General features: G+C 70.4%; 17 protein-coding genes. 10 read left to right on the top strand and 7 right to left on the bottom strand.

Going from position 1 to position 20,115, the window contains the following annotated elements:
* Positions 1-4: 4 nt before the first annotated feature.
* Together BHS09_RS21765 and BHS09_RS21760 are read right to left on the bottom strand one after the other, a co-directional pair.
* Positions 5-331 carry a rhodanese-like domain-containing protein gene (locus BHS09_RS21765; RefSeq protein ID WP_140792849.1) on the bottom strand — a complete coding sequence of 109 codons (327 nt, stop codon included), beginning with the start codon at positions 329-331 and terminating at the stop codon, positions 5-7.
* A 31-nt stretch (positions 332-362) separates the two neighbouring features.
* Complete coding sequence (locus BHS09_RS21760) at positions 363-1,064, bottom strand: MBL fold metallo-hydrolase (RefSeq protein WP_140792847.1); 702 nt, start codon at positions 1,062-1,064, stop codon at positions 363-365.
* A gap of 96 nt (positions 1,065-1,160) precedes the next feature.
* Here BHS09_RS21760 and BHS09_RS21755 point away from each other — a divergent pair, with 96 nt between their 5' ends.
* The 10 genes from BHS09_RS21755 (at position 1,161) to BHS09_RS21710 (ending at position 9,273) form a co-directional block, all read left to right on the top strand.
* Positions 1,161-1,586: a YeeE/YedE family protein gene (locus BHS09_RS21755; RefSeq protein WP_140798832.1), complete on the top strand. Its 426-nt coding sequence runs from the start codon at positions 1,161-1,163 to the stop codon at positions 1,584-1,586.
* 11 nt (positions 1,587-1,597) lie between these two features.
* The gene (locus tag BHS09_RS21750; RefSeq protein WP_140798830.1) at positions 1,598-2,074 is read left to right on the top strand and encodes a DUF6691 family protein; all 477 of its coding nucleotides are present in this window, start codon (positions 1,598-1,600) and stop codon (positions 2,072-2,074) included.
* Between the two features lie 93 nt (positions 2,075-2,167).
* Positions 2,168-2,695, top strand: coding sequence for an RNA polymerase sigma factor (locus BHS09_RS21745; protein ID WP_140792841.1), 528 nt, complete (start codon positions 2,168-2,170; stop codon positions 2,693-2,695).
* Positions 2,682-3,443 carry an anti-sigma factor family protein gene (locus tag BHS09_RS21740; protein ID WP_140792838.1) on the top strand — a complete coding sequence of 254 codons (762 nt, stop codon included), beginning with the start codon at positions 2,682-2,684 and terminating at the stop codon, positions 3,441-3,443. The genes BHS09_RS21745 and BHS09_RS21740 overlap by 14 nt, the downstream gene beginning before the upstream one ends.
* A gap of 212 nt (positions 3,444-3,655) precedes the next feature.
* Positions 3,656-4,009: a rhodanese-like domain-containing protein gene (locus tag BHS09_RS21735; protein ID WP_140798829.1), complete on the top strand. Its 354-nt coding sequence runs from the start codon at positions 3,656-3,658 to the stop codon at positions 4,007-4,009.
* Between the two features lie 100 nt (positions 4,010-4,109).
* Positions 4,110-5,708 (top strand): bifunctional metallophosphatase/5'-nucleotidase, encoded by a 1,599-nt coding sequence (locus tag BHS09_RS21730; RefSeq protein ID WP_140798828.1) that lies wholly within the window; start codon positions 4,110-4,112, stop codon positions 5,706-5,708.
* Entirely contained in the window at positions 5,705-6,781 is a 1,077-nt protein-coding gene (locus BHS09_RS21725; protein WP_237079753.1) for a YeiH family protein, read from the top strand. Before BHS09_RS21730 ends, BHS09_RS21725 begins: the two co-directional genes overlap by 4 nt.
* Positions 6,782-6,824: 43 nt before the next feature.
* On the top strand, positions 6,825-7,286 hold the full coding sequence (locus tag BHS09_RS21720) for a DsrE family protein (RefSeq protein ID WP_237079752.1): 462 nt from the start codon (positions 6,825-6,827) through the stop codon (positions 7,284-7,286).
* Positions 7,287-7,332: 46 nt separating this feature from the next.
* Complete coding sequence (locus BHS09_RS21715) at positions 7,333-8,379, top strand: hypothetical protein (RefSeq protein ID WP_237079751.1); 1,047 nt, start codon at positions 7,333-7,335, stop codon at positions 8,377-8,379.
* An 84-nt stretch (positions 8,380-8,463) separates the two neighbouring features.
* Complete coding sequence (locus tag BHS09_RS21710) at positions 8,464-9,273, top strand: sigma-70 family RNA polymerase sigma factor (RefSeq protein ID WP_140792828.1); 810 nt, start codon at positions 8,464-8,466, stop codon at positions 9,271-9,273.
* Between the two features lie 60 nt (positions 9,274-9,333).
* On the opposite strand, the gene BHS09_RS21705 is transcribed toward BHS09_RS21710, so the two are convergent.
* The 5 genes from BHS09_RS21705 to pigA all read right to left on the bottom strand — a co-directional run bounded on the left by BHS09_RS21705 (position 9,334) and on the right by pigA (position 19,802).
* A complete protein-coding gene (locus BHS09_RS21705; RefSeq protein ID WP_237079750.1) occupies positions 9,334-12,798 on the bottom strand; it encodes a TolB-like translocation protein in 3,465 nt (1,154 codons plus the stop codon).
* A complete protein-coding gene (locus BHS09_RS21700) occupies positions 12,792-13,331 on the bottom strand; it encodes a DUF1318 domain-containing protein (RefSeq protein ID WP_140798823.1) in 540 nt (179 codons plus the stop codon). Before BHS09_RS21700 ends, BHS09_RS21705 begins: the two co-directional genes overlap by 7 nt.
* Complete coding sequence (locus BHS09_RS21695; RefSeq protein WP_140798821.1) at positions 13,328-17,017, bottom strand: hypothetical protein; 3,690 nt, start codon at positions 17,015-17,017, stop codon at positions 13,328-13,330. Before BHS09_RS21695 ends, BHS09_RS21700 begins: the two co-directional genes overlap by 4 nt.
* 134 nt (positions 17,018-17,151) lie before the next feature.
* Positions 17,152-18,666 (bottom strand): amino acid adenylation domain-containing protein, encoded by a 1,515-nt coding sequence (locus BHS09_RS21690; protein WP_140798819.1) that lies wholly within the window; start codon positions 18,664-18,666, stop codon positions 17,152-17,154.
* Positions 18,663-19,802 carry a prodigiosin MBC biosynthesis dehydrogenase PigA gene (gene pigA / locus BHS09_RS21685; RefSeq protein ID WP_140792815.1) on the bottom strand — a complete coding sequence of 380 codons (1,140 nt, stop codon included), beginning with the start codon at positions 19,800-19,802 and terminating at the stop codon, positions 18,663-18,665. Before pigA ends, BHS09_RS21690 begins: the two co-directional genes overlap by 4 nt.
* Positions 19,803-20,115 lie beyond the last annotated feature (313 nt).

Here is a 20,115-nt window from a genome sequence, read left to right as displayed (position 1 = left end):
GCGCTCAGCCTTGGGGCCGCGGCGCGAGCGGCTCGCGCACGGCGAGCATCCCGCCCGCCAGGTTGAAGAGGTGTTTGAAGCCGCCGTGGGCGAGCAACCGCGCCGCTTGCGCGGAGCGCCCGCCCGAGCGGCAGATGAGCAGCAGCGGCGCCTCGCGGGGCCACGCGGTGGAGGCGGCCTCGAGCGTGCCCAGGGGGATGAGCTCGGCTCCGGGCAGGTGGCCCAGGGGGCCGGTGTACTCGTCCGGCTCGCGCACGTCGATGCGCCGCACCTCGGGACCGAGCGTGTCGAGCTGCGAGGGCGTGATGTCTTGATAGGGGCGGGGTGTCATGGTCGGGACTCCTGCGAAGAGGCCAGGGAGCTCAGGCCCCCTGGGGTGAGGGCGCCGTGTGTCCACAGGCGCGGTTGGCCGGGACGGCGGCGTCAATCAGCTTGGGCTTGGGCAGGTTGAGGTTCTCCATGATGTGGATGAACTCCTCCCGGCTCTTGCCGGCCACGCGGGGGTTGTGCCGCTTCTCCTCGGCGATGCTCGTCACCGTGCGGCCCTTGTAGTCGTGGGCGGGGTAGACGAGTGTCTCATCGGGGAGGGCGAAGAGGACGCGCGTGAGGCTGTCGTAGAGCTGGCTCGCGTTCCCGTTCTGGAAGTCGGTGCGGCCGTTGCCGCGCACGAGCAGCGCATCCCCGGTGAAGACGCGGTCGCCGAGCAGGTAGCTGATGCTGTCGTCCGTGTGCCCCGGGGTGGCGAGCACCTGGAAGACGAGCTTCCCGACGCGCACCTCGTCCCCGTGGCGGACCTGGACGTTGGCGCAACTGGCGCCGTTCACGCTCCCCACCACCGTGGCCTGCGTGCGCTCCCGCAGCGCGCCCGACGCGGTGATGTGATCGGCGTGGACGTGGGTGTCGAAGACGTGGGTGAGGGTGAGGTCCAGCTCGGCCACCAGTTGCAGGTCGCGGTCGACCTGCTCCAACACGGGGTCGATGAGGACGGCCTGGCGGGTGGCCTCGTCGCCGATGAGGTAGGTGTACGTCGAGGACTCGGAATCGAAAAGCTGCCGGAAAATCATGTCGAAGCCTCCTGCCCATGAGAGCCCGGGGCGCGAACAAAGGATTCGGCCGACGTCGGTGAATCCTTTTCACCGAAACCTGGCTCCTACTGAGACATGACTTCCTCCATCCTCCTTCCTCTCCTGGGCGGGGCCCTCATCGGGCTGAGCGCATCCCTGTTGCTCCTGGCCAACGGCCGGGTCGCCGGCATCAGCGGCGTGGTGGGCTCGCTGCTGGCCCCCGTGCGCGGTGACGTCGCCTGGCGCGTGCTCTTCTTCGCCGGGCTGCTCGCCGGGGGCCTGCTGCTCTCCTGGTTGCGCCCTGGCTCCTTCCCGGCGCCCTCGGCCCCGAACGCGGGCGGCCTCTGGCTGCTGGCGGGGGCCGGACTGCTGGTGGGGTTCGGCTCGCGGCTGGGCAACGGCTGCACCAGCGGGCACGGCGTCTGCGGCATCAGCCGGGGCTCGGTCCGCTCCATCGCCGCCACGCTCACCTTCATGGCCACCGGCGTCCTCACCGTCTTCCTGGTCCGCCACGTCCTCTAGAGAAAGCCCCCATGCGTCCCTCCCTCAGTGCGTTCCTCAGCGGCCTCATCTTCGCCCTCGGCCTGGGCCTCGCCGGCATGACGGACCCGGCCAACGTCCTCGGCTTCCTCGACATCGCAGGCGACTGGGACTACCGGCTCGCGTTCGTGATGGGCGGCGCCATCGCCGTTCACGCGGCGCTGCGGCCCCTCATCCACCAGCGCGCGCAGCCGCTGTTCGCCGCGAAGTTCCCTTCGCTCCCAGCCAGCAAGCCGGACTCGAAGCTCCTCGTGGGCGCGGCCCTCTTTGGCGTGGGCTGGGGGCTGGGCGGCTACTGCCCCGGTCCCGCGCTCACCTCGCTGGCGACCGGGGCCTTCCCGTTGCTTGTCTTCGTGCCCGCCATGTTCGCGGGCTTCTACCTGGCGCAGGTGCTGCAAGCTCGAATCGGTGTAGGCGCGGGCTCACAGCGTCCTGGGACGCCGCGCGTGGGCGCGACGCCCGCTCCGTGACCCTGTGCCCGCCACGAGGAGACAAGGGCGCTCCAGCTTCCCGAGCACCCTCGTCCTTCACCGGGAACCTTTTACCCGCCCCGTCGTGTCCTCATGCCCGTGAGCGCCCGCGCCTTCATCGAACGTGCCCTGGAGCACCTGCCCGTCTTGAGACGGGTGGGGCGTCGGCTGACGGGCAGCGCCGCGGAGGCGGATGACCTGGTACAGGAGACGCTGGCGCGCGCCCTGGAGCAGCGCGGCGCGCTGAGAGAGACCGAGCGCCTCAAGGCCTGGCTGCTCACCATACAGCGCACCGTGTACCTCAACTCCCGCCGGGGTCTGCGGCCTCACCTGGAGGTGCTGGAGGGCGGGCTGGGCCGGGCGCTTCCTCCGGAGCCTTCCGCGGACCTGGAGGCGGAGCTGCACGCCCGCACCTTGAGTGCGGGGATGCAGGCGGCGCTCGACTCCCTGGCGCCGGAGTGGCGCGACACGTTGTGGCTGCGGGAAGTCGAGGAGCTGAGCTACGAGGAGATTGCTCAGGTGCATGGCTGCCCGGTGGGCACCGTGCGCTCGCGGCTGGCGAGGGCGCGGCTGGCGATGCTCGACTTCCTCGAGAAGGAGAAGGTCCATGGAAGCCTGTAGCCCCCAGTGGCAGGAGCGTCTCTCCGCGTGGTTCGACGGTGAGGTCCAGGCGCATGAGCAGCAGGCGGTGGCGCACCACCTGTCCCGATGCGCGGGCTGTGCCCGGGAGGCTGCCCGCTATGCGTCGCTGCGGCAGGCGCTGAGGGCGGAGGGCGCCGCGGAGCAGCGAGTCCCGCCCGAACTGGCGGAGCGTGTCACGCGGCTGGCGCCGCGCCCCCGGCCGTTCTTCCCCAGGCGGAGGCTGGCGGCGGGCCTGGCCGCGGTGCTCGCGTCGGTGGGGGTCCTCTGGACATCATGGCCCAGTGGCATGAACGAGGCGCTGGCGATGGACCTCGAGCGGCACCACCTCAAGGCCTTCTCCCGGATCGCCCCCTGTGAGTTCGAGTCCTCGGACCCGGCCGAGGTGAAGGCGTGGGTGGAGCGGGAGGTGGGCTATCCGGTGGAGGTGCCGGTGGTGCCAGGCGCGACGCTGCTGGGGGCCCGTCGCTGCCGGTTGCATGGAAAGCTCTCCGCCTCGTTGCTGTACCGGCACGAAGGGGGCAAGGCGATGACGCTCTTCCTTCCCCTGCCGGGCTCGACGGCGGCGCAGGAGGCAGCCCGCTTCGCTGGTGACGGGCCTCGGTGCACGCAAGGGCCCGTGGGAGAGCGCATCTGCGTGCTGCCTGGTGGGGGCGAGCGGGCCGCGCTGGCCGTCTCTGAACTGGAGCCCGCGGTGCTCTTGGCCGCGCTGGCCCGCCTCTCTCCCTAAGGCGGCTGGGGCGGGGCCAGGCCGGAAGCGGCGGCCGAACCGTCCCCGACGGCCGTTGGGGGAGGCGGGAGTGCGCGCGTCCGCGTGCCCTTGTCGCGACCGGGCTGCCGGGCGGGACGGGCGCTGAATCCTTTGGCCGTCGCCACGGCTCTCATCAGGCTGTACGCACTTCCCGGGGGCCAGTGGCCACCGGTGTCGCTTGGAGCCGCGCCATGAAGGTCATTTTCGTCGTCGCCGCCGTGTTCATGGGTCTCTTCTTCGCCGCCTGTACGCGCCCGCGTCCAGGTGACGCCGCGGCGGGGTCCGAGGCCCGCCGCAGGGTGGAGGCGGGCGCCACGCTGGTGGATGTCCGCACGCCCGAGGAGTTCGCCTCCGGTCACCTGCCAGGCGCGGTGAACATCCCGGTGGATGAACTGGCACGGCGGTTTGGAGAGCTTGGCTCGCCACAGACGCCCGTGGTTGTCTACTGCCGCAGTGGCGCGCGCAGCGGCCGTGCCGAGCGCCTGTTGAAGGAGCAGGGGTTCCAGGACGTCTTCAATCTCGGCCCCATGTCGACGTGGCCGTGATGCGCGAGGCGTTCGAGGTGAGCCGCCGTCCGGGAACTTCGCGCGGCGCACCTCGTGTCACCTCCGCTGTCTCCTTTCACCCCTCGCAAGGTGCTCCACGATGTCCCGTCTCCTGTTCGCGCTCGGCGCGCTGGTCGCCCTGGCCTCCGGCTGTGCTTCATCCCGGCCCCCCGTCACCGCCAGCGCTCCCACGTCCCAGCGCCAGCAGCTCACCGTCCTCTACGTGGCGGACCTGCATGCGCAAATGCGCGCCCACCCGGAGCTCTTCTGGCGCGACGGGAAGGAGCGCATCGAGATGGCGGGCGGCTTCGCCCGCGTCGCCGCCGCCATCCAACAGATTCGGGCCGAGCGAGGTGGTGACGTGCTGGTGCTCGACGCCGGCGACACGATTCAAGGCTCGGGCGCGGCGGCCCTCACCGAGGGTGGCGCCCTCATCGAGCCGCTCAATGCGCTCGGGCTGGACGGCGCGGTCCCCGGCAACTGGGAGGTGGTGTACGGCCCCGCGGTGCTGCGTCAGCGCGCCCGTGAGCTGAAGCATCCGCTCTTCGCTGCCAACCTGCGTGATGCGGCCAGCGGTGAACGGCTCTTCCCGCCGTACCTGGTGAAGGAGGTAGGCGGGGTGAAGGTGGCCGTGGTGGGCTTCACGGACCCGGACGTCCCGCGCCGTCAGCCCCCGGGGTACAGCAAGGGGCTGCGCTACGACGGCCCGGAGGCGCTGCCGGAGCTGGTGCGCGAGGTGCGCGAGCGCGAGGGCGCCCAGGTGGTGCTCTTGATGTCGCACGTGGGGCTCGCCAAGGCCGTGGGGCTCGCCGCCCGGGTGTCTGGCGTGGACGCCCACCTGTCCAGCGACACGCACGAGCGCACCTATGAACCCATCGAGCAGGCTGGTAGCTGGGTGGTGGAGCCTGGCGCCTTCGGCTCCTTCCTCGGCCGGATGGACTTGTGGCTGGAGGATGGGAAGGTGGTGGACCGCCGCTGGGAGCTCATCGAGCTGACCGCGTCGCGCTTCCCCGAGGACCCGGAGGTGGCGCGGCTCGTGGACGCCGCGCTCGCGCCTTATGAGGAGCAGCTGTCCTCGCCGGTGGGGCACACCGACGTGACGCTCGCGCGCTACGCGGTGGTGGAGAACCCGCTGGACAACGTGCTGGCTGACGCCATCCGCGCCGCTGGCGGGACGGAGATCGGCCTCTCCAACGGCTTCCGCTTCGGCACGCCGCTGCTGCCCGGGCCCGTGCGCGAGGCGGACCTGTGGAACTTCTTTCCCATCACCAACAAGCTGAAGACGGGCAAGGTGAGTGGCCGCCAGCTTCGCGCCTTCTGGGAGCAGGAGCTGGAGAACGTTTTCGCGAAGAACCCGGAGAAGCGCTTCGGCGGGTGGCTGCCGCGCCCCTCGGGGATGACGCTGCGCTTCCGCTCGGAGGCCCCCAAGGGGCAGCGCCTCCTCGCCCTGGAGGTCGCTGGCGAGCCGGTGGTGGACGAGCGCCTCTACACCGTGACGGCCTGCGAGCGGGAAGGGGACTCGCCGGACATGCTCTGCCGCATCCCCGGCGTCCAGGAGCCGCAAGTGCTCGACGTGGACGCGCACGAGGCGGTGCGCCGTTTCCTCGCCGGCAAGCCGCGACTGAGCGAGTCGCTGGAGGGCCGCGCGGTGGGCGAGGACCTGCCGGCCGTGCTCCGCACCCAGCAGGTTCAACCGTGAGCGCGACTTCCCCCCACCGTCCCCCCGAAATGACCGCACCTCTCGCCGCTTCCGACTCGATTTCCGCCGCGCCTCCGCCCGGAGGCCCCTGGCGCCGGCGGCTGCCGGGGCTCGGGCTCGCCGCTGGACTGGCGGTGGTCAGCTACGGGCTGGCTACGCTCCCCGGCCTCAAGGTGGTGGGGCCCCTCACGGTGGCCCTGCTGATTGGCATCTCACTGCGCACGGCCCTGGGGCTGGCCCCCGGCCTGATGGAGGGCACGCGCTACTCGGCGCGCACGGTGCTGCGATTGGGCATCGTGCTGATGGGAGCGCGGCTCGACTTCGGGCTGGTGGCGAAGGTGGGCCCACGCGTGCTGCTGCTGGCCCTGGCCGTCATCGTCGGCGGCATTCTGGGCATCCGTTGGGTGACGAAGCGCTTCGGCGTGCCGGAGAAGCTGGGCACGCTGCTGGCGGTGGGGACTTCCATTTGTGGTGCCAGTGCGGTGGTGGCCGCCAGCTCCGTCACCCGCGCGGAGGAGGAGGACACCACGCTGGCGGTGGGGCTGTGCGGAATCCTGGGCACGGTGGGCGTCCTCTTCTACGTCTTCGTGGGGCCGCTGCTGGGGCTGAGCACCGCGCAGCTCGCCATCCTGTCGGGCGCCACGTTGCATGAGGTGGCGCAGGTCATGGCCGCGGCCTTCACCTGGGGCACCTCCGCCGGGGACCTGGGCACGCTGGTCAAGCTCACCCGCGTGGTGCTGCTGGCCCCCGCGCTCGTGGTGCTGGGGCTGGTCTCCGGCGCGGGCGGGCAGGTGCGCTACTCGCTGAAGGAGCCGCCCATCCCGTGGTTCGTCATCGGCTTCCTCGCGGTGGGCGTGCTGGGCACGGTGGGCGTGGTGCCCGCCGTCGCCAAGGCGTGGCTCTCCACCGCCAGCGTCTTCCTCATGGTGATGGCCATGGCGGCCATGGGGCTTGGCACCCACCTGAGCATGGTCCGCCGCGCGGGCATGCGGGTCGTCTACGCGGGCCTCGTTGGTTTCGCCGCCCTGGCGCTGTCCGCCTGGGGGCTCATCCATGTGCTGTCCATCCAGTAGTCCTCGAATCAGTCGTCCTCGAACCGCTTCGGAGTCCGTCCAGATGAATCGCTTCCTGCCGTTGCTCGTCATCGCGCTCGTCACCGGTCCCCTGGCCACGCTCGCCGCGTCGCCGTCCCAGCCCGCGAAGAAGGAGGTGCCCGCTCGCCAGGGCAAGCTCGTCTTCGTGGCCAACACGGGCCTGGAGGACATCGGCACCCTCTCCAGCTCCCTCCGGCACGTGAAGAACGCCAAGGAGTCGGGCTACCTCTCGGACGTGGTGTGGCTCACCTACGGCCGCGCGGTGGTGGCGCTGGACCCGACGGTGAAGGCCGTGCCGGCGGAGGTCCGCGAGGCGGCCCATGCGGCGAAGGCCGCTGGCGTGCGGCTGGTGGCGTGCGGCACCGCGCTGCAGAAGTTTGGCATCGACCCGAAGAAGCTCCAGCCCCAGGCCGACGTGGTGGATGACGGTGTGGCGGAGCTGTCGCGCCTGGTGGCCGAGGGCTACCAGGTCATCCGCTACTAGCGAGTCGTGGCCCCCCATGGAGCGCGCGACGCGCAGGACGCGGACCGTGCTGTCCCTCTGCCTGCTGGCCCTGGCCGGCATGGCGCGGCCGGGCCGGGCCGAGGAGGTGGTGGAGGAGGGGCCGCGGCTGGAAATCAGGAAGGCGCTCCAGGTCCGAATCGACCAGGGGCTGAGCACCCCGGGCGCCGCCACCGTGAGCTTGCGACGTGGGCGGGTGGGGCTCCACCTGACCGGGTCGCCGTGGGTGCGGGGCGGACTGGAGGTGTCGTTCGACCGGCTCGTCCTCCTGCCCGGTCCGCTCCAGGGGCCGCCGCTGGCCCTCCACGAGGCCAGCGCCACCTTCACCGTGCTGCCCCAGCGTGCCTGGCTGAGCGTGGGGCTGTTCCGTCCGCAGGTGGGCCGGGAGAGCCTCACCAGTGGCTTCGAGGTGGACTCGCTGGACAAGGCCATCACGCAAGGCCCCCTGCGCGAGCACCTCACCGGGACGGAGTCTGGGCGCGCGCCGGGGGTGGACGTGGGGGGCCTGCTCCGGGGGGAGGGCTGGAGCGTGCGTTATGATTCGGGCCTGGTGGTGTACCGCCCCGGGCCGGAGGGGGCGTGGCGACCGCCCCTGCTCGTGGCCCGCGCCGCCCTCACCCTGGGCGCGCCCGAGGCGGAGTCGTATTCCCTCAGCCTGCCCATGAATGACTTCGGCCTCAGGCAGGGCTTCACCCTGGCCCTGCAAGGGAGCACGGAGCCCGGGGGCGACGCACGCTCCTGGGGCGTGGACGCGCTCCTGCGCCTGCGTCCGCTGGTGCTCTCCGCCGAGCTCCACCAGGTGGCCTTCCCCCAGGGACACGCGCTGCTCGCCCATGTCCGCGCGGGCCTCAACCTGCCGGGGCCGGGGGCCACGGTGCTCGAGCCGTGGGCGCTGGTGGCGCGAGTCACGGGCGGCGCCTTGGCGGACGCCCCGGGCGGCGCGCGGCTGGATGCCGGGCTCAGCTGGTATCTCCACCGGCAGACGCTTCGAGCCACGCTGGGAGGGAGCTGGCGGCCTCCCGGCCATGGCGCGGCCAGTGGACAACTCGGCCTGTCGCTTCAGCACCGACGCTAGGTATTGCGCGATGTAACCTCCTGGCGCCATCCAGGAAGGCATCCTGGTGACTGGGCGTTCTTCCGATGAGGAGGCGAAGGGCGGATGTCGACGCGAACCGATGAGCAGTTGATGGAGGCCGCGCGCGCTGGCGACGACAAGGCCCTGGACGAAGTCCTCGCCCGCCACGAGAAGCAGGTGTACCGCTTTGGCCTGCGCATGTGCGGCTCCGAGGAGGACGCCATGGAGGTCCTCCAGGAGACGCTGTTCTCCGCCTTCCGGGGCATCCACGCGTTCCGAGGGGACGCGGCGCTGTCCACCTGGTTGTACCAGGTGGCCCGCACGCACTGCTTCCGCCTGCGCCGCCGCCGCGTCGGCGCGCCCGAGGACTTCCAGCCGCTCGACTCGCCCGCGGCCACGCACGTCGCGGCGGAGGAGGCGACGCCGGACATGGTCTCCCACGCGCGGCAGATGGGCGAAGTGTTGCAGGCGGCCATCCTCGCGCTGCCGGAGGCGCATCGAGAGGTGCTCATCCTCCGGGACGTGGAGGGGCTCACGGCCGAGGAGGCGGCTGGCGTGGTGGGCATCGAGGTGCGGGCGCTCAAGAGCCGGCTGCACCGCGCTCGGCTCCAGATGCGCGAGCACCTCGCCACCCTCCTGGGGGAGGGCGCCCACGGACAGGGCGCGGGGTGTCCGGAGCTGGCGCAGGAGCTGTCGGAGTTCGCCGTGGAGGAGGTGGACCAGGCCGCCTGTGTGCGCCTGGAGGACCATCTGTCCCGCTGCCCCCGCTGCAGCGAGGCGTGTGACGCGCTCAAGCGCACGGTGTCCCTGTGCCGGCGCATCCCCGGGGATGAGGTCCCCGCGCCCGTGCGCGCGGCGGTACGGCAGGCGCTGTCACGCGCGCTGCCCTCCTGAGCTCGCCCGCCTGGAACCTCTGGGCTCCCTGGGACGCGCCTTGCCAGTCGAGCGGGGCTCCTACGGCTCGGCGGGACGCACCAGGGCTTCGCGCTTCTCCTCGGCCGCAGGCGCTTCGAGCGCCTGATAGATCTCGAACCACGCTAGGTACGGGCGCCAGGCCGGGTCACGCCGCTCGACCAGGGAGCGGCGCGCCTTGCCCAGTCGCTGGGACACGTCGAAGGGCAAGCCTCCGTCGCCTTTCACATTCAGCTGTGCCGCGAACCAGAGCACGTCCAGTTGCCCCGTATCGACTTCCGCGTGCGTCCGCGCGACCAGCGAGTCGGAGTGCTTCAACGCCTCGCCCAGCCAACGCGCCGCCCGTGCCGGGTCCTGCTGGTCCACCGCGTTCTCCGCCAGCCGCAGCTCCGCCAGCGTCACGGCGCGGATGTCCTCATCGCGGTCCAACTGGTCGAACTGATCCAGGTACAGCTTGCGCCGCGTTTCGAGCGCCCGCGCCGCGGCGTCCAGGCGTCCCAGCCGGGTCTCCGCGTTCGCGCGCAGGCCCGAGGCGATGAGGCGATAGGAGCGCAGGACATGCTCCGGCGTGGAGTGGGCCCACTTCAACGCGCTCCGAACCCCGGGCGTCGCCAGGTCTCGCTCGACCTGCTCCAGGTCCTCCAGAGTCCGCTGCGGCTGACCAGCACCCAGCGCCGCGGCGCCGCGCGCCAGCCGCACCACCATCCGGTTGCGCAGGCCCTCTTCGTCCTGGGGGCTCGCTTCCAAGAGCGGCAGCTCCCGGTCATAGAGCGTCAGCGCCCGTTCGAAGCGGCCCGCGGCGAGGTTGTAGAGCGCGGCACGGTCCAGGGCCAGCGGGAGGAACCTGGACAGCCGCTGCGTGGTCTCCACCATGGCCAGGGCCTTGTCCGCCGCCTGGGCCGCGTCGGCTTCACGGTCGACGTGGAGCAGCGCGTGGGCCCGCGCCATGGACACCGCGAGCCCCGCCCAATTGTCCACGTACGGCAGCTTGTCCCGCTGTTCGAGGTAGCCCAGGGCGATGTGGAAGTTGCCCACCTGCGTGTGCAGCAGCCCCAGCGCGCCGAGAATCATGGCCCGGTAGCGGACGTTGTTCCGCATCAAGTCCAGGGCCACCATGTAGTAGCGGTTGGCGCGCTCGGCGGCGGCGGGGTCGCGGTTGCGCAGGAAGTCCTCGTGATGGATGGCACCCAGGAGCGCCTGCACCACGCGCTGGTTCTTCAGCTCCGGCCACGCGGCACGCAGCTCCCTCACCGCCGAGGTCACGGCCTGCGCATGGGCATCCCCCTCCAACTTGGAGAGCTGGCGCGCGGTGACGTAGGCCTTCACGAAGTGCGCGAGCGGCTTCGCCATGTTCGGAGCGGTGGTGGTGACTTCCTTCTCCACCACGTCCGGACTGACGCCGGCTCGCAAGCGCAGGTTCATGGCTTCGACGGCGCTCTCCAGCGAACCCGTCCGCTGCGTCACCAGGTCGAAGTCCGCACGCGCCATGTCCTGGCGTTGCCGCGCCAGCCGCCGGTAGGCGCGGCCCATCAGTGCGCGGCGAAAGAGCCGCTCGGCGCGGCGTCGTTCCTCGCTACCCGGGGGCGTGTCGTCGACGTAGACCATCGCCAGCGATTCCATGATGCTGTCGGCGCCGAGCCCCGCCGCCCGCTCCACGGCGTCCTGAACCAGGACCCGTCTGCGCAGCGGGTCCTTCTGCTGCTGGTAGAAGCCGAGCAGGGCCTCCCGCACGGCACGAGGAGGCCGGTCGCTTCGGAGCGCATTGATGTGGCGGCCCAGCTCCAGCGCGTACGCGTAGGCCGAACCGGCGGGCGCTGTCGTGAGTGCCTGCGCCATCGCCGCGTCCGCCTCGTCGTAGGGGCGTCCCCGGTACAGGGCGCGGACCGCGGCGCGAGCGAAGTCGAGCTGGTCGTCGGCCGGGAAGATGCGGTGCTCGGAGAGCCGCCGGCCCGCTTCAATCAGGGGCTCGCGCTCATCGAGCTCACGGTACAGCACGTCCGCTCGCGCGTGGTATGCCTCCAGCACCGCGCGCGGCGTGGTGTCGGCGATTTCGGCCGCCTCCAGCTCCTTTCGGGCCCGCGTGAAGTCACCTGCGTCATCCGCCAGCTCACTGCGCACCACGTGCTGGAAGACAGCGGCAGCGGGGCTGAGCGCGTTCGCGGGATCCAGCGCGGCCATGCGCTTCTGCTCCGCGACGCTCTGCTCCTCCACCATGCGGCCCCGCTCGCGCTCCTTCATGGCGCGCCGGTGGTCGATGAGGATGCGGAGCGGTTCCTCCAGGCCCGCGGTGGCGGGGTCGCTCACCGTGCCCAGGTGGCGGGCGTAGAACTCCGCCGCGCTGAAGTCCTCGGAGGCCAGGTGCAGCATGCTCATGCGCATCATCAGCAGGCGGCGAAGCCTGGGGCGCGTCTCGAGCAGCAGCCGGTGGCGATAGAGGAGCAGCTCATCGGCGCGCCGGCCCACCATCCTCAGCTCTTCGCTGAGCCGGCGCGCATCCCATGCACTGGGGACCTGGCCATCCAGCGGCATCTGGTACACGTCCAGGGACTGCGAGCGTGAACAGGTCGCCGCCAGAGACGTGGTCGCGGGCGCCGGGTACTGGCAGTTCCAGGACTTGCTGGTGAGCTGGTCCGGATTGGCGGCGGCGGCTTGCTCGGCGGCGTCGTCACGCTCCGTCGCGAATGGCACCCGGAACAGCACGCCGCTGTCGCTGGCATCGATGACGCCATCCGCATTCGAGTCCGTGAAGAACTGCACCACGTACAGGTAGCGCCCATCCCGGGAGAACGCCGGCTGTCCCGTCTGCCCCGGGATGTCGAGCGACAGCGGGACGGGCTTCGCGCCGGGGGCATCCAGGCGCAACGCCTCCAGATGGGGCGCGGCGCGCGCGGCGAAGCCGGGGCCCACCTGCCGCACGGAGCGCTCGATGGGGACGTACACCAGCCAGCGCCCATCGGGGGAAAGGGTCGGGCTGGTCAGGTTCCGCTCGAGCAGGGGCGTCACACGCCACTTGCCGCCCAGCTCGACTCGCGACAGGTGAAGGTCGCCCTGGATGGTGGCCCGGCTCACCAGCGCGATGTGCGAGGCGTCCATCCACTCCGCCTGGAGGGCGTTGGCGTCTCCTTCGAGGCACCGGCGCTCTTTCGCGGTGGGCAGCTCGCGCACGCACAGCTGGCCACCGGCCTGGTTGCGGAACGAGATGTAGAGCAGGTGCTTGCCGTCGGGACTGATGCGCGGCCAGGTGACATCCGCGCCTTCGTCGAACAGCCGGCGCTCGCGGCCGCGCTCCAGGTCCTGCGTGAAGATTTCGGTCGCGATGCTGCGGTTGGACGCGAAGATCAACGTGTTCCCGTCAGGCGTCAGCTGCCCCAGGAACTGGTCGCCCACGCCCACGGTGAGCCGGGTGGGCGTGCGCAGTCCTCCATCGTTCTCATCGTCCTGCGCCCAGACGCTCCCCGCGATCAGCGTCACCAGGGCCACGACGCCCCGTCTCCGCCGCGTCAGCACTGCTTCTCTCCCCAGGTCCCATCCTCGGCCTCGACCCAACCGCCGCAGACGACGCCCTCCGCGTGCACCTTGTGCCAGTTCCGGCGCAGCGTCACTTCCGGGACGTCGGGGCGGGCCGACCGCATCCACTTCCAGAGCAACTGACGGGAGCGATTCACCCGCTCGACCAGGGCCATGTCGTCGGCTGTCATGCGCCCGGCCTGGCAGCGGCGCCGGGTCGTCGCCAGCAGCCCGTCCCGCCCTTCGCCCACGCAGTGGCGACGCAGCAGGTCGTCAACGCGGTCCGCGGGCGTCCTGCCGATGTTCTCCACCAGCGGCGTGGGCTGGATGCCCAGCTCTTCCAACTGATTGGGTGTGAATGGCACCGGCGTGGGGTTCATGCCTGCGCGAGCCAGCCGCTGCTCCACGTCCTTGAACGAGCCCGAGGCCTGTTCCTCGAGCGCCGTCGCGCGGTCCACCATGACAATCTCCGGCGCGCTGATGCACCCGGACGTGGCGAGGGCGGCCCACAGCAGCAACCCACGGTGTTTCATGGCGTGGTCTCCGGAGGAGTCATGGATTTGATGAGCTGGTCGACGATGGGGCCCATGGGGATGCCCCGGATTTCGTCGATGCTGAGCAGCTTCGCCAGGCCGCCCATGGTGATGCGCAGGCTGCCGAAGCCGTGGTTGAAGCTCACCCGCACGTGCTCCGGGTAGCCCAGCCGCAAGGCATAGCGGACCCGGTTGGTGGCGGGGTTGACATGGCGGGGGTCTTCGATGTCGAGCAGGTCCAGCAGGTGGCGGTTGCCAATGCGCAGAATCTCCGCGCGGCCATTGATGCTGCGGTCCTTCGCGGAGATGACCACGGCGGCATTGCCGTCGAAGGGCTCGCCTCGGGACGACTGGACCCCGGTGGCTCGCACGCGGGCCTCCAGGGTGGAGTGCTTGCCTTGCCAGTCCAGGAGCCACTGTCCGGTGATGCGCCCACCGCGAACCCCCATCTCCAACTGCGTCATGGAGACGACGTGCTGGTCGATGGACAGATTCCCCGCCAGGGGCGCGACGGCGACGAGCGGCGTGCTGATGCGTTTGGCGGACACATACCCGCTGCGGGAGAGCAGGGGATGCTGGTCGGCGAAACGAAGCATCGGGTACGGGTTCACGTCGATGTCGCTCAGCAGCCGCAGCTGTCCCTCGCTGTACTCGAGGTTCTCGGTGAGCGGGACGTTGCCGTCCATCCCTTCAATCTCGAACCCCTGCTCGGGCAGGCGCAGGTTCAAGTCCTGGAGGAGCAGGTTGGAGATGGTCCGGAAGACGACGAGGTCGGGTGAGCCCACGCGGAAGTCGACGGTGACCTTGCCGCTTCCCTCCAGAATCCCGGGTCGCGCGAGCCTGGCCATGTCCTGCGACAGCTCGCCCCGGAGTCCCAGGCGGCGCCGGTCCTCGCTGAGGTCGAGCCGCCCCCGGACCTTCAAATGGGTGCGGGTCCCCGCGTTGGTCAGTTGGAGCTGGGGAACGTGGATGACGCCCGTGGGCTTGCGCCGCGCCGAGAACGTCGCTTCCACGTCCTGGACCGGATAGGGCAGCGCCGGGTTCTGTTCGAGCGCGCGAAGCTTCACGTGCTGCTTCAGCTCGATGTCGTCCGCTTCCAGCGCCTCGGTGAAGCTGGCAGTGGTGTCGCTGGTCAGCTCCGAGAAGGACAGCCGCCGATCGCTCATTCCGACCGTGAGCTTCTCCACGCGCAGGTCACTGTGAACGGTTCGCTTGGGACCTTCGACGCGAGAGCCCAGCTGCCAATGCAGCGCGGGAACGTTGAGCGACAGGGCGTCCTGCCTCCAGCGCAGGCCCCGCGCGCGCACCACCGCCGTTCCATCGAAGCTGGCGGTACGCGCCGGGTCCGGGGCGAGTCGCGGCGTGCCATCGGCTGTGACACCCGTGAGCACGCCGCGAAGCGTGCCGTGCAGCTCGATGCCCACCGCGAGCCGCCCGGCATCCAGCTCCGGGGGCACCTGCGCCATGGCCAGCAAGGGCGCCAGGGTTCCCAGTGGGGGAATGTCGCCCTTCACGTCGATGCGAAGGGCACGGGCCTTCCGGTCGAACGCCGCCGCGGCGTCCAGCATGACCTTCGGCCCTTCATGACTGGTGATGCCCAACCGGAACGCGGGCTTCCGGCGGTTGAGGTCCAGGGTCAGCGTCTGATGCTGGAGCCCCATGTCCTTCTCCCCAGCCCGGAGCCCTTCGATTCGCAGGTCCACGTCGCCCTGGTGGCGCCAGGCGTCACCCCGCGAGCGCATCACGACGGCGACGTTGCTGGCCGTCACGTGGTCCCACGCGGGCCGTTGCAGCTTCAGCTCCGTGCGGTGCTCCAGCCGTGGCGCGGAGGAGAAGAGCGCCTTCACGCTGCCCTTGGAGTCCAGGCTCACGCCCAGGTGCCGCCACGGAATGCGCGCCGCGACCGATTCGGGAATGAAGGGGCGGGCGGCGGCGAGGTCCGGTGTCCGAGCGGCCAGGGTGTAAGACACCGCGTCAGTGCCCTTGGTGGCATCCAGGGACGCCTGCATGTCGCCGACGTCGAGCACGAGCTGCGCGCGGCCTCGGCTGAGCTGGGGCTCGTCGAGCTGCGGGAACGCGTCCGACGCATCGAGCTTCACGCGCACGGGGCCCTTCAGCAGCGTGCGCCCATCCGGCGACGACACATGGAGCGCCCCGACGGGCACGTTCGCGCTCAGTGCGAAGGGAGGCGCTGCCGCCAGCGGCGCGCTGAGCTGGAAGCCCATCCGTTCGGCCTTCGCTCGGAGGTCGGGAGTCCGGAGGTCCAGGGACTCCACCATGCCCGACAGGCTCGCGTTCCCGGCGACCTGGAGCGGGGATGAGGGCTCAGGGCGGAGCTGATGTCCCTTCACTTCACCGTGGGCCTTTGGAATCCGCAGGGCAATGGGGCCTCCCACGTCGAGCCCATCGATTCCGAACGTCAGCTGCGCGGAGAGCCCCTGCCGCGGATCAGGTGTCGCCACCAGGGTGACGCGTCCTCCGCCGAGCGCCAGTTGGACTGGCTCACCGGTCATCCGGAGCGACGCGACGTCCACGTCCAGGCCCAGTTTGCCGCGAGGCCCCAGTTGAGGCATCGCGCTCAGGGTGACGTCTTGTGCGTCCAGCTTCACCTTGCCGCGCTCGAGCGTGAACGGACGCCACTCGGGAGGGATTGCCGCCAGCAGCCTTCCAAGGTCGATGTCCGCGAGGGCGCGTGTCACGACCGGGGGCGCGTCCGCGGCATCCGGGAGCACGGCCTGGGCCTCGAGCTCCGCGCTGTCTGTCAGCTGGGTGCGCTCCAGCGCCACGGCGATGTGGCGCTTCTCGACATCGAACCGCGCGGCCACCGCGCCGTGAAGCAGCGACCGGACCGAGAAGCGTGGGTCGAAGGTCTGCCGGGTGACATCGAGGTCCACCTGCGCGCGAGCGGCCGAAGCGCCAGCCTCCATCGAAAGGGCGAACGCCAGCTCCGCGAGGGCCAGGGGCGTGGCGGAGCCTTCGTGGCGCAGCTCCAGCGGCAGCGGGGCGCCCGCCTGGCCCAGGTTCGCGAAGACCTTCCATTCCCCGTCGTGTTGCTTCGCTTCGACTCGCGCCGCGAGCCCGCCCAGGGACCAGCGCTCGGCGACTTCGCCACGCTGGACGCGGACGTAGCTCAGCGACACGCCCGACACATCGACGTGCCCGACAGGAAGCGGCGCTCCCAGGAGGTCGGCGACCTGCTGGGAGGCCCCCACCGGCGCTTCAACGGGTGGCGGCTCTGGGGCTTCAGGTCCCGTCAGTCCCGTGAGGGAGGTGGCACCTGAATCGTCAGTGACCAGGGCGAGCGCCACGTCTCGCACCACCACCCGCTCAATCCGGATGGGGCCGGTCACCAGCGCACCGGGCGACCAGTGCGCCTCCAACGTTCCGACGCGCAGCAGCTCGGGCGCGGCGCTGTGGAACGGAGCGGGTGTCCGCACCACCAGCCCTTCCAGCTTCAACCCAGAGAGGAGCTCGACCTGGGCGACCTGGTAATCCACCTGGAGCCCGGTGGCCGCCTCCACCTCGGAGACAATGGGCTGCTTCAGCCAGGGACTGTCGAGGTTGCGCAACACCACCACGGCAGCGACCAGCGCCAGCGCGGGGAGCACGACCAGGATTGTAAAAACCCCGCCCGCGATGATTCGAGCCCACCGCCGGCGAGGCCGTTCAGCTGTGGTGGAATCCATGTGGCCCGGTTGACGCGCGCGGCCATCATGGTCGGGGGCCTGTACGAAGTCGAGGAGACGTTGCGGCAGGCGCGGGGCGGTTGCACGGGCGGTGTGGGGACGGCCGCCAGGCTCCCTGGCGGCCCGTCACCAACTCAAGGCGCCTGCGTCAGTTCCCTCAGTGCGCGCCGGTTGAGCTTGCCGTTGGGAGTCCGGGGCAGCTCGGGCAGCACGCGGACCTCGTCGACAATCATGTAGCGAGGCAACCGCTCCGCGCAGTGCTTCTTCACCTTGAGCAGGGAAGGGGGCTTGCTGGCGCCGCTGACCACGAAGGCCACCAGCCGCGCTTCCAGGCCGGAGCCGGTGGAGATCACGCCCGCCTCGCGGATGTCCGGGTGCGTGAGCAGCGCCGCTTCGATTTCGCCCGCTTCGATGCGGCGCCCGCGCACCTTCAGCATGTTGTCGCGGCGGCCCAGGTATTCGAACGTGCCGTCCGGCAGCTCGCGGCAGCGGTCCCCCGTGGCATACGGCCCGCTCCCGTGGCGCGGCTGGCCCCAGTAGCCCAGCATCACCGTGGGGCCCTCCACCATCAGCTCGCCCACGCCGTCGCCTTCCTCCCGCGCTTCCTCTGAGTCCGGCGGCGGCCGGGCCAACCACACGCGGTTGCCACAGCTCGCTCGGCCAATGGGCACCGGCTCGGTGCGGTGGGGCGAAATGTCCGTCACCTCATGGAAGGTGCAGACGTTGGTCTCCGTGGGTCCATAGAGGTTGAAGAACCGCGCCTGCCGCAGGTGCTCACGAAGCGGGCGCAGGTGCCGGATGGGGAACGGCTCGCCCGCGAAGAGCACGGCGCGGAAGGGCAGCGCCCCATGCTTCAGCAGACCGCCTTCCTGCATCATCAGCATCAGCGCCGAAGGCACCGAGTACCAACAGGTGAACCGCTCGCGGAGGACCAGCTCCACCAGCTTCTCCGGCGCGAAGGCCAGCGCCTCCGGGATGAGCGTGACGGACGCGCCACCCATGAAGGCCGCGTACAGGTCCAGCACCGAGAGGTCGAAGAAGAACGGCGCGTGGTTGCTGAAGCGGTCCTCCGGCGTGGTGCCCAGCAGCGCATGGCACCACTCGATGAAGGCCATCGCGTTCCGCTGGCTGATGCACACGCCCTTGGGCGTTCCCGTGGAGCCGGACGTGTAGAGGATGTACGCCAGGTCGTGGTCGCCCGAGCCGTGCGGCGGCAGCGGCTCGGACGAAAAACCGCACAGCCGGTTCCAGCAGATCTCTGGCCCCTTGTCGTCCACCAGCAGGTAGCGCAGCCGGCTCATGCCCGCGTTGTGGAGTTCGGAGGCGCGCGTGGTGGTGGTCACCATCACGTCGATGCCGCAGTCGTCGAGGATGAGCCGCGTCCGCGTCGCGGGGTTCAGCGGGTCCAGGGGGACGTAGGCGGCGCCCAGCCGGGCAATGCCCTGCATCGCGGCGACGGCGCGCACGGACTTCTCTGTCCACAGCCCCACGCGGTCTCCCTGCTTCACGCCCAGCTCCTGGAGCGCGCGGGCGATGCGGTTGGCGAGCGCGTCCAACTGGCCGTAGGTGAGTGTCCCGTCGGGACCCTTGATGGCGATGGACTCGGGAGCCTTCGCCGCTGCACGGATGACGATTTGGTCGAGTGTCATAGGCCGAGCTGGTTGGCGATGATGTCGCGTTGGATTTCGGAGGTGCCGGAGAAGATGGCGCTGGGAATGGCGTCACGCAGCACGCGCTCGATGCCCGTTTCGGCCACGTAGCCCATGCCGCCGTGAATCTGGATGGCGTCCAGGCCGCTCTGGATGGCGGCCTCGCTGATGGCCAGCTTGGCCAGGGACACTTCCATGACGGCGTCCAGGCCTCGGTCCATCTTCCAGCAGGCCTGGTACAGCAGCAGCCGGGATGCCTCCAGCCGCTGCTTCATGTCCGCCAGCTTGTGGGAGATGGCCTGGTTCTTCCCCAGGGCCTTCTTGAACTGCTTGCGGGTCCGGGCGAAGTCCGCCGTCTGTTCGAGCACGCGCTCCATGACGCCCACGTAGGCGGCGAAGAGGCATGCGCGCTCCCACTGCATGGAGCGCTTGAAGAGCGCCGCGCCCTGTCCCTCCGCACCCAGCCGCGCGGACTCCGGGACACGGCACCCCTCCAGGTAGATGGGGGCGATGGGCGACGTGGACAGCCCCATCTTCTCGAAGGCGCGCCCGACGGACAGTCCCGGCGTGTCCTTCTCGACGAGGAAGGCGCTCAGGCCCATGTACCCATGGGCAGGCTGCGTGGCGGCATAGACGAGGAAGACGTCCGCGGAAGGGCCATTGGTGACGTAGCTCTTGCCTCCGTCGAGCACGTAGCTGTCGCCGTCCCGCACCGCGCGCGTCTTCAGGGCAAACACATCCGATCCCGCTTCCGGTTCGGAGATGGCGTTGGCGCCCACCCATTCCCCTGAGCAGAGGCGGGGCAGGTACCGGGACTTCTGCGCGTCATCCCCGCTCTCCAGGATGGGCATCACGCAGGCGAAGAGGTGAGCTCCCACGGAGAACACCAGTCCGGTGTCCACGCAGCCGCGCCCCAGCGCTTCCATCACCCGCGCCGTGGTCAGCGTGTCCAGCCCCAGTCCGCCATGCGCCGCTGGCACGGGCAGCCCCAGGAAGCCGAATTCACCACAGCGCTGCCACAAGTCGCGTGGCAGCACTTCCTTGCTGGGCTTTGCGGCCTCGGGCAACTGCGCTCGCGCGAAGGCGAGGGCACGGTCATAGAGCTCCACCTGCTCGTGAGTCCAACTGAAGTCCATGTTTTCCTGGTGTTCCAACGGGTGACAGCAACGAGGGGGCGCGCTTCGAACGCCTTGCGCTCGCGCGGTATGACCCTCGGAGATGGATGGTGAGACGTGAAAGGCGTCAGGCGAAGTCTCGCGTGCGTGGGAACGAGCCGTCAAGAACCTCCGGGATGGTCGTCGGCAAGTGTGTCTTTTGGGGTGATGCTGGATGGGATTGATGCGCGGGGGGCTTCAATTCCTATCTGGTGGGTCTGGCCCGGGGTGGACTCAATGAGTTACAAGTGGGCCTGGGCGCGGTTTTTCGCCGCCGCGGAGGACGTGGTCACGA

The sequence above is a fragment of the Myxococcus xanthus genome, assembly GCF_006402735.1.
In the GTDB taxonomy this organism is placed as follows: Bacteria; Myxococcota; Myxococcia; order Myxococcales; family Myxococcaceae; genus Myxococcus; species Myxococcus xanthus_A.
Note: the sequence above shows the minus strand (reverse complement) of the source record. Positions and strands in the feature narration are given on the sequence as shown.